This window comes from Hydrogenophaga intermedia (assembly GCF_000723405.1).
Classification (GTDB): Bacteria; Pseudomonadota; Gammaproteobacteria; order Burkholderiales; family Burkholderiaceae_C; genus Hydrogenophaga; species Hydrogenophaga intermedia.
In genome coordinates this window covers 25,083-38,680 of the sequence record NZ_CCAE010000012.1, presented here as the reverse complement: position 1 = coordinate 38,680, position 13,598 = coordinate 25,083, and the positions used below count along the sequence as shown (strand labels likewise).

10 protein-coding genes are annotated in these 13,598 nt (G+C 69.3%); all 10 read left to right on the top strand.

Annotation, left to right across the window (positions count from 1 at the left end):
* The first annotated feature begins 22 nt into the window (after positions 1-22).
* The 10 genes from BN948_RS09795 to BN948_RS09750 all read left to right on the top strand — a co-directional run bounded on the left by BN948_RS09795 (position 23) and on the right by BN948_RS09750 (position 13,589).
* Entirely contained in the window at positions 23-3,838 is a 3,816-nt protein-coding gene (locus BN948_RS09795; RefSeq protein ID WP_009520396.1) for a nitrate reductase subunit alpha, read from the top strand.
* A 19-nt stretch (positions 3,839-3,857) separates the two neighbouring features.
* Entirely contained in the window at positions 3,858-4,220 is a 363-nt protein-coding gene (locus BN948_RS09790; RefSeq protein WP_009520395.1) for a cupin domain-containing protein, read from the top strand.
* Positions 4,217-5,749 (top strand): nitrate reductase subunit beta, encoded by a 1,533-nt coding sequence (narH, locus tag BN948_RS09785; protein ID WP_009520394.1) that lies wholly within the window; start codon positions 4,217-4,219, stop codon positions 5,747-5,749. The genes BN948_RS09790 and narH overlap by 4 nt, the downstream gene beginning before the upstream one ends.
* 1 nt (position 5,750) lies before the next feature.
* The gene (gene narJ / locus BN948_RS09780; protein ID WP_009520393.1) at positions 5,751-6,443 is read left to right on the top strand and encodes a nitrate reductase molybdenum cofactor assembly chaperone; all 693 of its coding nucleotides are present in this window, start codon (positions 5,751-5,753) and stop codon (positions 6,441-6,443) included.
* Entirely contained in the window at positions 6,440-7,147 is a 708-nt protein-coding gene (gene narI, locus BN948_RS09775) for a respiratory nitrate reductase subunit gamma (RefSeq protein ID WP_009520392.1), read from the top strand. The genes narJ and narI overlap by 4 nt, the downstream gene beginning before the upstream one ends.
* A gap of 1 nt (position 7,148) precedes the next feature.
* Positions 7,149-8,021: a peptidylprolyl isomerase gene (locus tag BN948_RS09770; RefSeq protein WP_009520391.1), complete on the top strand. Its 873-nt coding sequence runs from the start codon at positions 7,149-7,151 to the stop codon at positions 8,019-8,021.
* Positions 8,018-8,713 carry a carbonic anhydrase gene (locus BN948_RS09765; protein WP_009520390.1) on the top strand — a complete coding sequence of 232 codons (696 nt, stop codon included), beginning with the start codon at positions 8,018-8,020 and terminating at the stop codon, positions 8,711-8,713. The genes BN948_RS09770 and BN948_RS09765 overlap by 4 nt, the downstream gene beginning before the upstream one ends.
* A gap of 38 nt (positions 8,714-8,751) precedes the next feature.
* Positions 8,752-11,193 carry an adenosylcobalamin-dependent ribonucleoside-diphosphate reductase gene (locus BN948_RS09760; RefSeq protein WP_009520389.1) on the top strand — a complete coding sequence of 814 codons (2,442 nt, stop codon included), beginning with the start codon at positions 8,752-8,754 and terminating at the stop codon, positions 11,191-11,193.
* Positions 11,186-12,481 (top strand): NAD(P)/FAD-dependent oxidoreductase, encoded by a 1,296-nt coding sequence (locus BN948_RS09755; protein WP_009520388.1) that lies wholly within the window; start codon positions 11,186-11,188, stop codon positions 12,479-12,481. Before BN948_RS09760 ends, BN948_RS09755 begins: the two co-directional genes overlap by 8 nt.
* A 133-nt stretch (positions 12,482-12,614) precedes the next feature.
* Positions 12,615-13,589: a Bug family tripartite tricarboxylate transporter substrate binding protein gene (locus tag BN948_RS09750; protein ID WP_009520387.1), complete on the top strand. Its 975-nt coding sequence runs from the start codon at positions 12,615-12,617 to the stop codon at positions 13,587-13,589.
* Positions 13,590-13,598: the final 9 nt, after the last annotated feature.

Here is a 13,598-nt window from a genome sequence, read left to right as displayed (position 1 = left end):
CCAACGACAAGAAGGAGTTCCGATGAGCCATTTCCTCGACCGCCTGATGCACTTCAAGCTGCCGCGCGAGTCCTTCGCCGACGGGCACGGCCAGGTCACCGCCGAAGACCGCACCTGGGAGGACGCCTACCGCAACCGCTGGGCGCACGACAAGATCGTGCGCAGCACGCACGGCGTGAACTGCACGGGCAGTTGCTCGTGGAAGATCTACGTCAAGGGCGGCATCGTCACCTGGGAAACCCAGCAGACCGACTACCCGCGCACGCGCTGGGACATGCCCAACCATGAGCCTCGCGGCTGTGCGCGCGGTGCCTCGTACTCCTGGTACCTCTACAGCGCCAATCGCGTGAAGTACCCCATGGTGCGCGGCCGCCTGCTGCAGCGCTGGCGCGCCGCGCTGGCCGTGGCCAGGGACCCGGTGGCCGCCTGGGCCAGCATCGTCGAGAACCCCGAGGCCCGGCGCGACTACCAGCAGGTTCGCGGCATGGGCGGCTTCGTGCGCAGCACCTGGGACGAGGTCAACCAGCTCATCGCCGCGTCCAACGTCTACACCATCAAACAGCACGGGCCCGACCGCATCATCGGCTTCTCGCCCATCCCGGCCATGAGCATGGTCAGCTACGCCGCGGGCTCGCGCTACCTCTCACTCATCGGCGGCGTATGCATGAGCTTCTACGACTGGTACTGCGACCTGCCACCAGCCAGCCCGCAGGTCTGGGGCGAGCAGACCGACGTGCCCGAATCGGCCGATTGGTACAACAGCTCGTACATCATCGCCTGGGGCTCCAACGTGCCGCAGACGCGCACGCCCGACGCGCACTTCTTCACCGAGGTCCGCTACAAGGGCACCAAGACCGTGGCGGTCACGCCCGACTACTCCGAGGTCGCCAAGCTGTCCGACCTTTGGCTGCACCCCAAGCAGGGCACCGACGCGGCGCTGGCCATGGCCATGGGCCACGTGGTGCTCAAGCGCTTCTACTTCCCCGACAGCGGCAAGCGGTCCGCCTATTTCGACGACTATGCGCGCCGCTACACCGATCTGCCGATGCTGGTGCTGCTGAAGGAGCACACCCTGCCCGACGGCCGCGTGGTGCAGGTGCCCGACCGTTACCTGCGCGCCAGCGATTTCAACGGCCGCCTGGGCCAGAAGAACAACCCCGAATGGAAGACCGTGGCCTTCGACGCCGACGGCCGCGCCGTGTTGCCGCAGGGCTCCATCGGCTTTCGCTGGGGCCCTGAAGGTCGCGAGGACGCGGGCCGCTGGAACCTGGAGAACAAGGAGGCGCGCCATGGTGCAGAGGTGCGCCTGAAGCTCTCGGTGCTGGAGGACGGCGAGCAGGCGCACGAGGTGGTGGACGTGGGCTTTCCCTACTTCGGTGGCCAGGCCTCGCCGCACTTCACCGCCAGCGCCGGCACCGGCGAGGTGAACCACGCGCGCGTGCCCGCCGTGCGCCTGCGCCTGGGCAAGGCGGGTGAAGAGCGCCACGCCCTCGTGGCCACCGTGTTCGACCTTCAGGTCGCGCAGTACGGCATCGACCGCGGCCTGGGCAGCGGCGCGAAGGGCTTCGACGACGATGCGCCCTACACACCGGCCTGGCAGGAGCGCATCACCGGCGTGCCGCGCGATCAGGTCATCACCGTGGCCACGCAGTTCGCCGACAACGCCGACAAGACGCGTGGCAAGTCGATGGTGATCATCGGTGCGGCCATGAACCACTGGTACCACGCCGACATGAACTACCGCGGCGTCATCAACCTGCTGATGATGTGCGGCTGCATCGGCCAGAGCGGGGGCGGCTGGGCGCACTACGTGGGCCAGGAAAAACTGCGCCCACAGACGGGCTGGACCCCGCTGGCCTTCGCGCTCGACTGGATCCGTCCGCCGCGCCAGCAGAACAGCACCAGCTTCTTCTACGCCCACACCGACCAGTGGCGCTACGAGAAGCTCGGCCTCGACGAGATCGTGAGCCCGCTGGCCGACAAGGCCGCCTGGGGCGGCAGCATGATCGACTACAACGTGCGCGCCGAGCGCATGGGCTGGCTGCCCAGCGCGCCGCAGTTGCGCACCAACCCCTTGCAGGTGGTGAAGGACGCCACCGCCGCCGGCATGGACCCGAAGGACTACGTGGTCAAGGCGCTCAAGGACGGCACGCTGGAAATGAGCTGCGAGGACCCGGACGCGCCGCAAAACTGGCCGCGCAACCTGTTCGTCTGGCGTTCCAACCTGCTGGGCTCCAGCGGCAAGGGCCACGAGTACTTCTGCCGCCACCTGCTCGGCACGCAGCACGGCGTTCAGGGCAGCGATCTCGGCCCGGACGACGCCAAGCCCACCGAGGTGCGCTGGCACGACAAGGCACCCGAAGGCAAGCTCGACCTGTTGGTCACGCTCGACTTCCGCATGAGCACGACCTGCCTGTACAGCGATGTGGTGCTGCCCACCGCGAGCTGGTACGAGAAGAACGACCTCAACACCAGCGACATGCACCCCTTCATCCACCCGCTGTCCGCCGCGGTGGACCCGGTGTGGCAAAGCCGCAGCGACTGGGAGATCTACAAGGGCTTCGCCAAGGCCTTCAGCGAGGTCTGCGTGGGCCACCTGGGCGTGGAGAAGGAGGTGGTGCTCACGCCGCTGATGCACGACAGCCCGGCCGAGCTGGCCCAGCCCTTCGAGGTGAAGGAATGGAAGAAGGGCCAGTGCGAACTGGTGCCGGGCAAGACCGCGCCGCAGATCGCGGTGGTCGAGCGCGACTACCCCAACGTCTTCAAGCGATTCACCGCGCTGGGCCCGCTCATGAACAAGCTGGGCAACGGCGGCAAGGGCATCGGCTGGAAGACCGAGCAGGAGGTCACGCAACTCGGCCAGCTCAACGGCAACACCGAGGAGGTTGGCGTGACGCAAGGCATGCCCCGCATCGTCAGCGACATCGACGCCTGCGAGGTGATCCTGCAACTGGCGCCCGAGACCAATGGCCACGTGGCCGTGAAGGCCTGGGAGGCGCTGGGCAAGGCCACCGGGCGCGACCACAAGCACCTGGCGCTTTACCGGGAGGACGAGAAGATTCGCTTTCGCGACATCCAGGCGCAGCCCAGAAAAATCATCAGCTCGCCCACCTGGAGCGGCATCGAGAGCGAGACCGTGTCCTACAACGCGGGCTACACCAACGTGCACGAGCTGATCCCCTGGCGCACGCTCACCGGGCGCCAGCAGTTCTACCAGGACCACCCCTGGATGATCGCCTTCGGTGAAGGCTTCAGCAGCTATCGCCCGCCAGTGGACCTGAAGACCACCGACGGGGTACAGGGGCGCAAGCCCAATGGCCACACCGAGATCGTGCTGAACTTCATCACGCCGCACCAGAAGTGGGGCATCCACAGCACCTACAGCGACAACCTGATCATGCTCACGCTTAACCGCGGTGGCACGGTGATCTGGCTCAGCGAGACGGATGCGAAACGCGCCGGTATCGAAGACAACGACTGGGTCGAGCTGTTCAACGTCAACGGCGCGGTGGCCGCGCGTGCGGTGGTGAGCCAGCGCGTCAACCCCGGCATGGTGATGATGTACCACTCGCAGGAGAAGATCATCAACACGCCCGGTTCCGAGATCACCGGCGTGCGCGGCGGCATCCACAACTCGGTCACGCGCATCGTGCTCAAGCCCACGCACATGATCGGCGGCTACGCGCAGCTCAGCTACGGCTTCAACTACTACGGAACCATCGGCACCAACCGGGACGAGTTCGTGGTGGTGCGAAAGATGCGCAAGGTCGACTGGCTCGACACACCGCGCGACGACCACCTGGCGCCGGTCTATCAGGACCGGGGCGAGAACCCCTGAGCCGGCCGGGAGCGCCCCCATGGCACTGCCTCATGCCGCCGCCGCCGAGGTGATCGCCGCCGGCCCGCTGGGCGCGGCGCTCGCCAGCGCCCGCTCTCAAACGCTGGTACGCGATCGCGGCCTGCAGATCTTTCGCCTCGTGCTCACGTCGGGCCAGGTGCTCGCGCCCCACAAGGTGCGCGACCGCATGGTCATCCAGTGCCTGGAAGGCAGCTTCGAGTTCGAGGCCATGGGCCGGCGGCTCACCCTGCGCGCCGGCGACCTGTGCCACATCCCCCCAGAAGAAGACCACGCCGTGCGCGCCATCGAGGCCTGTTCGGCCCTGGTCACGCTGTTCGGCCTCGACACCCACGAACCCCCCGCCACCGGAGAACAAGCATGAAAGTGCGCGCACAGATCGGCATGGTGCTCAACCTGGACAAGTGCATCGGCTGTCACACCTGCTCCGTCACCTGCAAGAACGTCTGGACCAGCCGGCCCGGCGTCGAATACGCCTGGTTCAACAACGTCGAGACCAAGCCCGGCATCGGCTACCCCAAGGAATGGGAGAACCAGGACCGCTGGAAGGGCGGCTGGGTGCGCAAGGCCAACGGCGCCATCGAGCCGCGCCAGGGCGGCAAGTGGTCGCTGCTGATGAAGATCTTCGCCAACCCCGCGCTGCCGCAGATCGACGACTACTACGAGCCCTTCACCTTCGACTACGACCACCTGCAGTCGGCCCCCGAGATGCAGCACGCGCCCACCGCGCGGCCGCGCTCGCTCATCACTGGCCAGCGCATGGAGAAGATCGAGTGGGGTCCGAACTGGGAAGAGATCCTCGGCGGTGAGTTCGCCAAGCGCAGCAAGGACGCCAACTTCGACGGCTTCCTCGAAGCGCAGAAGGCCATGGTGGGCGAGTTCGAGAACACTTTCATGATGTACCTGCCGCGCCTGTGCGAGCACTGCCTCAACCCGGCGTGCGTGGCCTCCTGCCCTTCGGGATCGATCTACAAGCGCGAGGAAGACGGCATCGTCCTCATCGACCAGGACAAGTGCCGCGGCTGGCGCATGTGCGTGAGCGGCTGCCCCTACAAGAAGATCTACTACAACTGGAAAAGCGGCAAGGCCGAGAAGTGCACCTTCTGCTACCCGCGCATTGAGGCCGGCCAGCCGACCGTGTGCAGCGAGACCTGCGTCGGCCGCATCCGCTACCTCGGTGTGCTGCTCTACGACGCCGACCGCATCGCCGAAGCGGCCAGCACCGAGCAGGAGATCGACCTCTACCGCTCGCAACTGGATATCTTTCTCGACCCGAACGACTCGGCCGTGATCGAACAGGCGCGCGCCGACGGCATTCCCGAGGCCTGGCTGGAGGCCGCCCGCCACAGCCCGGTCTACAAGATGGCCGTCGAGTGGCAGGTGGCCCTGCCGCTGCACCCCGAGTACCGCACCCTTCCCATGGTCTGGTACGTGCCCCCACTGTCGCCCATCACCGCCGCGGCCAACGCGGGCCAGGTCGGCATCAACGGCGACATCCCCGACATCTCGCAACTGCGCATTCCGCTCAAGTACCTGGCCAACCTGCTCACCGCGGGCGACACCCAACCCGTGGCGCGCGCGCTCGAACGCATGCTGGCCATGCGCGCCTACCAGCGCAGCAAGCACGTGGACGGCGCGCTCAACCAGAGCGTGCTCGACCAGGTCGGCCTCACGGCTGCGGAAGTCGAGGCCATGTACCGCGTGATGGCCATCGCCAACTACGAGGACCGCTTCGTCATCCCGAGCACGCACCGCGAGTACGCCGAGAACGCCTTCAACGTCAAGGGTGGCTGCGGCTTCAGCTTCGGCAACGGCTGCAGCGAGGGTGTGACCGAGACCAGCCTGTTCGGCAGCGAGAAGCGCCGCACGATCCCCATTCAAGCGGAGATCTGAAATGAAGAACCCTTTCGCGCCTGAGCGCCCCGCGCCGCACACCTTGCGCGTGCTGGCCCGCCTGCTGAGCTACCCCGATGCCGTGCTGCGCGAACACGCGGCCGACATGGCCCGCGTGCTGGCCGCGGAGGGCGCGCTCTCGCCCGCACGCGCCGGTGAACTCGGCCAGCTGCTGCTGCGTCTGGCGCGCCGCCCCGCGCTGGCGGTGGAGGCCGAATTCGTCGAGCTGTTCGATCGCGGGCGCAGCACCTCGCTGCACCTGTTCGAACACGTGCACGGCGACTCGCGCGACCGTGGCCCGGCCATGATCGACCTCGTCAAGACCTACGAGCAGGCTGGCCTGCTGCTGCGCGAGGACGAACTGCCCGACCACCTGAGCGTGCTGCTCGAGTACGCCTCCACCCAGCCGCCCGCCCAGGCGCGCGCGCTGCTCGCCGAAACGGCGCACATCCTGCGCGCCATCTTCAGTGCCCTGCTCGGCAAGGGCAGCTCCTACGCCAGCGTGCTGGCCGCCGTGCTCGAACTTGCCGGCGAGCGCGCCGAAGCGGTGGCCGTGGCCGATGACGAGCCGCTCGACGAGACCTGGGAAGAGCCCGCCGTCTTCGGCGGCTGCTCCACCGCGGGCCAGTCGCGTCCCGCGCAGCCGCAGCCCGTGCGCGTCGTCCGTTCCGCTTCTTCGGGAGCCCAGCCGTGAACACCCTGCACAACTTCCTGTTCAACGTCTATCCCTACGTTTGCCTCTCGGTGTTCCTGATGGGCAGCCTGGCGCGCTTCGACCGCGACCAGTACACGTGGAAGAGCGACTCGTCGCAGATGCTGCGCGCCGGCCAACTGCGCTGGGGCAGCAACCTGTTCCACGCCGGCATCCTGTTCCTGTTCTTCGGCCATGCCGTGGGGCTGCTCACGCCGCACTGGGTGTATGAGCCCTTCATCTCGCCGGCGAACAAGCAGATGCTCGCGGTGGTGGCCGGTGGCGTGGCCGGCCTGGTGTGCTTCGTGGGTCTCACCCTGCTGCTGCACCGACGCATCTTCGACCCGCGCATCCGCCTCACCAGCCACCGCACCGACCTGTTCATCCTGATCATCCTGTGGGTGCAACTGATGTTGGGCCTGGTCACACTGCCGTACTCCATCTCGCACAGCGACGGTGCCACCATGCTGGCGCTGTCGCACTGGGCGCAGAGCGTGGTCACCTTCCGCCCCGACGCCAGCGTGCTGGTGGACATGGACTGGCCCTTCAAGGTGCACCTGGTGCTGGGCATGACGATCTTCCTGCTGTTCCCCTTCTCGCGCCTGGTGCACGTGTGGAGCGGCTTCGCCACGCTGGCCTACGTGCTGCGCCCCTACCAGGTGGTGCGCAGCCGCCGCCTGGGCCTGCACACCCGAGAGGACCGCTGACATGACTGCACATGAACCCCAGGGCGGCGGCTGCGGCAGCGGCCATTGCGGCTGCGCCTCCAGCGCACAGGGCCAGGCCGAGCCCGTGGCCGTTGGCCCCCCCACCGAAGTGCCCAGCGTCAACGGCGTGCGGCTGCACGGGCCCGGCGAGCGCCTCACGCCCGACGAACTGCGCGAGCGCGCCCACACCGAACTGCTGCGCCAGGCGGCCGTGCGCCAGGGCCGCCTGCCCGCGCAGGATGTGGCGGTCGCACCGCCCTTGAATGCGGCCGAGCGCGCCGCCATCGAAGCCATGCTGGACGACGAGGTGCACGTGCCCACGGCCGACGCCGAGGCCTGCCGCCGCCACTACGAGGCCAACCGCCCGCGCTATGTGGTGGGCCAGGCCCGCCACGTGCGCCACATCCTGTTCGCCGTCACGCAGGGCGTGGACGTGCACCGCCTGGCACAGCGCGCCGAGGCCGCGCTGCTGGAACTCACGCGCCAGGACGCGGGGCCCGGTCGCTTCGAGGAACTGGCGCAGACCCTGTCCAACTGCCCGAGCGGCGCCCGTGGCGGCGATCTGGGCTGGATCTCGCCCGACGACTGCGCGCCCGAACTCGCCAACGAGCTCTTTCACCTGCGCGACAGCGCCTGGGGCATGGGCGTGCACCCGCGCCTGGTGCACTCGCGCCACGGCCTGCACATCGTTGAGGTGCTGGGCCGGCGCAATGGCACGTTGCCACTCTTCGAGGCGATTGCCGAGCGCATTGCGGACGAGCTGGCGCTGCAGGCGCGCGCCATCGCCTGGCGCCAGTACATGCAGATCCTGGTGGGTGAGGCCGAGCTGCGCGGCATCGAGCTCGACGGCGCGGGTTCGCCGCTGGTGCAATGAACCCGTCGCCGCCGGCTGGCGGCGACGAACTGCTCACACGCCTGCGCGATTTTCACGCCGACTACTTTCCACGGCACCAACAGCGCTTCCAGGATCTGGTGGCGAACGGGCAGCACCCCCGAACCCTGTTCATCGGCTGTTCGGATTCGCGCCTCGTGCCCTACCTGCTCACCGGCGCGGGTCCGGGCGAGCTGTTCATCGTGCGCAACGTGGGCGCGCTCATTCCGCCCTACGACGGTTCGCGCGGCTGGCACGGCACCATGGCCGCGATCGAGTTCGCCGTGCTGAGTCTCAAGGTCGAGCGCATCATCGTCTGCGGTCACAGCCACTGCGGCGCGGTGCGCGCCGCCTACGAGGGCGTGCCCGAAGAGGCGCGGGCGCTGCGGGTGTGGCTTGAGCTGGTGCAAGAGGCCCTGCTGCCGGTGCGGCCATCACCCGAAGCCCAGTGGCGCACCGAGCAGCGCAGCGTGGTGCTGCAACTGCAGCGGCTCATGGACTACCCGATGGTGCGCCGCGCGGTGGAAGCGGGTACCCTGTCGTTGCACGGCTGGCACTACGTGATCGAGGACGGTGAGGTGCACGTTTTCGACGCCGCCGCGGGCGGCTTCGTGGCCGCCTCCCAGGCCAGCAGCAGTGGCACCGGCCCTTACCCGCCGTACGTGGAGCACGACGGCCAGATCATTGCCGATTGACCCGGGCGTGGCGACGCGCCTCCAAGGACACCAAGACCATGAACCGAGAACCCACAGCGCGCGATCTGCTGCCCGAACTGGACCCCCAGCCCATCAGCGAAGAGGTGCTGCGCGAGAAGTACCTCAAGGACGGCGAGACCACGCGCGAGCAGCTCTTCGCCCGCGTGGCGCGCGCCCTGGCCAGCGTCGAGGCGCCGGAGCGCCGCGCCGAATTCGAACCGCGCTTCCTGGACCTGTTGTGCCAGGGCGGCATCGGCGCCGGGCGCATCATGAGCGCGGCCGGTACCGAGCTGCAGGCCACGCTCATCAATTGCTTCGTGCAACCGGTGGGCGACGCCATCCAGGGCCGTGACGAGGCCGGCTACCCCGGCATCTACGAAGCCCTTCGCGAAGCCGCCGAAACCATGCGACGCGGTGGCGGCGTGGGCTACGACTTCTCGCGCATCCGCCCGCGCGGCGCGCGCGTGAAGGTCACCGCCTCCATTGCCTCCGGGCCCTGCAGCTACATCAACGTGTTCGACCAGTCCTGCGCCACGGTGGAGAGCGCGGGCGCGCGGCGCGGCGCGCAGATGGGCGTGCTGCGCATCGACCACCCCGACGTGCGCGAGTTCATCACCGCCAAACGCACGCCCGGGCGCTGGAACAACTTCAACGTCTCGGTGGCCGTGCCCGATACATTCATGGACGCGGTGCTGGCCGACGGCCCCTGGGAACTGGTGCACACGGCGCAGCCGGGGCCGGAGCAGATGGCCCGCGGCGCGCACCAGCGCGACGACGGCCGCTGGGTGTACGAGACCGTTCGCGCGCGCGAGCTGTGGGACGTGATCATGCAATCCGCCTACGACTTCGCCGAGCCGGGGATCCTGTTCATCGACGCGATCGGGCGCGACAACAATCTGCGCGCCATTGAAAACATCGAGGCCACGAATCCTTGCGGCGAGCAACCCCTCCCTCCCTACGGCTGCTGCGACCTCGGCCCCGTCATCCTCACGCGCTTCGTGCGCCACCCCTTCGGCGTGGGCGGCGACGCCGCCTTCGACTTCGAGGCCTTCGAGCGCACCGTGGCCCTGCAAGTGCGCGCGCTCGACAACGTGCTCGACCTCACGTACTGGCCCTTGCCCGAGCAACGCGCCGAGGCGCAGGCGAAGCGGCGCATCGGCGTGGGCTTCACGGGCCTGGGCGACGCGCTCATCCTGCTCAAGCTGCGATACGACAGTGAGGCCGGCGTGGCCATGGCCGCGCGCATCGCCGAGCGCCTGCGCGACGCGGCCTACCGCGCCTCGGTGGAATTGGCGAAAGAGAAGGGCGTCTTCCCGAAGCTGGATGTCGAGAGCTACCTGGCCAGCGGCACCTTCGCCAGCCGCCTGCCGGACGACATCCAGCAGGCCATCCGCACACACGGCATCCGCAACAGCCACCTGCTGTCGATCGCGCCCACGGGCACCGTGAGCCTGGCCTTCGCCGACAACGCCTCCAACGGCATCGAGCCTGCCTTCTCCTGGACCTACACACGAAAGAAGCGCGAGGCCGACGGCAGCACGCGCGAGCACGAGGTGAGCGACCACGCCTGGCGCCTGTGGCGCGCGCTCGGCGGTGACGTGCAGCAGTTGCCGCCGTACTTCGTCTCCGCTCTGGAGATGGGCGTGGACGGCCACCTGGGCATGATGGCCGCGGTGCAGCCCTTCATCGACACCTCCATATCGAAGACGGTGAACGTGCCCGCCGACTACCCGTTCGAGGAATTCAAGGACCTGTACCTGAAGGCCTGGCGCGGTGGCCTGAAGGGCCTGGCCACTTACCGGCCCAATGACATCCTCGGCGCCGTGCTGTCGGTGCCAGGGGCCAGCAGCGCCGAGGAACCCACGGCGCCCGCGCCCGGCGACCCCATGCGCAGCGTGATCGAGCAGCGCCCGCTGGGTGCGCTGGACGCCGTGGCCGAGAAGATCGAGTACTGGACGCAGGAAGGCCACCACACCACCTACATCGTGGTGTCCTTCCTGCCTGTGCCGGCGGCCGACGGCCAGAGTGGCACGCAGTCGCGCGCCATCGAGTTCTTCATGCCCGTGGGCCAGCGCGCCGAGTCGCAGCAGTGGATCACCGCCAGCATGCGCCTGCTCTCGCTGGCCGCACGGGGTGGCTTCCTGGACCGCGCGCTGCGCGACATGCGCAAGGTGGCCTGGGACCGCGGCCCCGTGCGCCTGGGCACGCGCACCCGCGAGGACGGTGCTGTCATCCCCATGTGGCACGACTCCGAAGTCGCGGCCCTGGCCTTCGCGGTGCAGAACATCCTGGAGCGCCGCCGTGGCGTGGCGGGCGCGGTGTCCGTCGCCACGCCCGTCGCGCCACCGTCGACGGTGGCCTTGTCGGTGCCGGGCCAGATGGCCGGGCGCAAGTGCCCCGAGTGCGGCGCGCACGCCATGATCCGCAAGGACGGCTGCGACCACTGCACGGCCTGCGGCTACGTAGGCTCCTGTGGCTGAGCGCGACCCGCGCTCCCACGGCCTGTGGGCGGCCAGCGCGCCGCCCGCACCCGAGGCATCGCCACTGCAAGGGCACGCCACGGTGGACGTGGCCATCATCGGCGCCGGCTACACCGGCCTGTCCGCCGCGCTGCACCTGGCCGAAGGCGGTGCCTCGGCCCTGGTGCTGGAGGCCCACGACATCGGTTTCGGCGGCTCGGGCCGCAACGTGGGCCTGGTCAACGCGGGCATGTGGGTCATGCCCGCCGCGCTGCCCGAGCGGCTGGGCCCGGTGCACGGCCCGCGCCTGCTGGAGCGCCTGGGCGATGGCCCGTCGGTGGTGTTCGACCTCATCGAACGCCACGGCATTGCCTGCGAAGCGGTGCGCCAGGGCACGCTGCACTGCGCGGTGGGTGCGTCCGGGTTTCGTGGCCTTGGCGAACGCGCGCGTCAATGGCAGGCCCTTGGCGCGCCGGTGGACCTGCTGGACGCCGACGCCGCCGCGCGGCTGACCGGCACCACCGCCTACCGCGGCGCCTTGCTCGACCGCCGCGCCGGCACCCTGCAACCCCTGGCCTACGCGCGCGGCCTGGCGCGCGCCGCGCAAGCGGCCGGCGCGGCGCTGCACACGCAGTCCCCGGTGGCGGCCGTGGGCGACGAAGGCTCGCACTGGCGGCTCACCACCGCGCACGGCGCCACGGTGGACGCGCGCTGGGTGCTGGTGGCCACCAACGCCTACAGCGCATCCGGCGGCCCCTGGCCGGGGCTCGACGAAGAGCTGGTGCGCTTCCCCTACTTCAACCTCGCTACGCGGCCCTTGAGCGAGCACCAGCGCGCCACCATCCTGCCGCAGCGCCAGGGCGCCTGGGACACGGCGACGGTGCTGTCCTCGTTCCGGCTCGACGCGGCGGGCCGCCTGGTGTTCGGCAGCGTGGGCGCGCTGCGCGGCGCGGGCCGCGCCATCCACCGCGACTGGGGCAGGCGTGCGCTCGCGCGGCTGTTCCCGTCGTTGCGCGCAATCGACTTCGACCATGAGTGGTACGGCCACATCGGCATGACCCGCGACGCCCTGCCGCGCCTGCACCGCCTGGCGCGCAACACCTGGTCTTTCAGCGGCTACAACGGCCGCGGCATCGCGCCGGGCACGGTGTTCGGCCGCGAGTTCGCGCGCCTGGTGCTGGGGCAGTGCAGCGAGGCTGGCATGGCCCTGCCCGTGACGGCGCCGCGCGCCGCACCGCTGCGTGCGGCGCGCGAGGCGTTCTACGAGCTCGGCGCGCGCGCGGTGCATCTGGCGCAGGCGCGCGGGTGAATGTGCCCGCACCGGGTGCGTGATCGCCGTCATGGTGCGCGCAGAAACTGAGCTTATGCGTGCATAAGAAATTTGCGCTTCAGTCGATCGGCCTCGCCGCCCACAATGGGCCGCACTTCAACGAGGCCGCCCCATGCAAAGACGACAACTGATTCACGCCGCCGGCGCCGCCGCTCTGTTGAGCGCGCGCCCCTCTTTCGCCCAGGACGCCTACCCCGCGCGGCCCGTGCAGGTGCTGGTGGGCTTTCCCGGCGGCGGTGCCATGGACGTGGCGGCCCGCATCGTCACCAACGCCCTGGCTGACGAGGGCATCAAGCCCGTTGCCATCATCAACAAGCCCGGCGCGTCCACCACCATCGCCACCGGCCAGGTGGCGCGTTCGGCCAACGACGGCTACACCGCGCTGCTGTCCACCTCGGCCAACCTCGGCATCGCGCCCTACCTGTACGCCAGGCTGCCCTATGACGCGGACAAGGAGCTCGTGCCCGTGGCGCAGTTCGGCGTGGCGCAGAGCGTCATCTACTGCTCGGCCTCCTCGGGCCTGCGCGACCTGAACGCGCTGCTCAAGCGCATCTCGGCCACGCCGGGGCAGCTCAACTACGCCTCGCCCGGCAGCGGCACCACCGCGCACCTGGCCTTCGAAAGCCTCAAGGCGCAGCGCAAGCTGTTCATCGTGCACGTGCCTTTCCGGGGCAGCCCGGCGGCCATCACCTCGGTGCTCTCGGGTGAGCTCGACATCGGCATCGACGCCATCGGCCCGACGCTGGGCCACATCAGGTCCGGCAAGATCGTGCCGCTCGCCCAGACCGGGGCGAAGCGCTCCGCCTCGCTGCCCGACGTGCCCACACTCGACGAGCTGGGCGTGCGCGGCATTCCCAGCGGCACCAACCTCGGCTTCATGATGCCCGCCGGCACGCCCGCGCCGATCCTCGCGCAGTGGAGCGCCGCGATGAAGCGCGTGCTGGCCACGCCGGCCGTGGCCGAGCAACTGAGCGCGGTGGGCGTGGACGTGGCCTACCAGGACGCCCGCGCCTACGCCGCCACCATGGCCAGCGAGCAAAAGCTCTGGCAGGCTGCCGTCAAGTACTCCGGTGCCGCCGCGAGCTGAGAAGGCGCG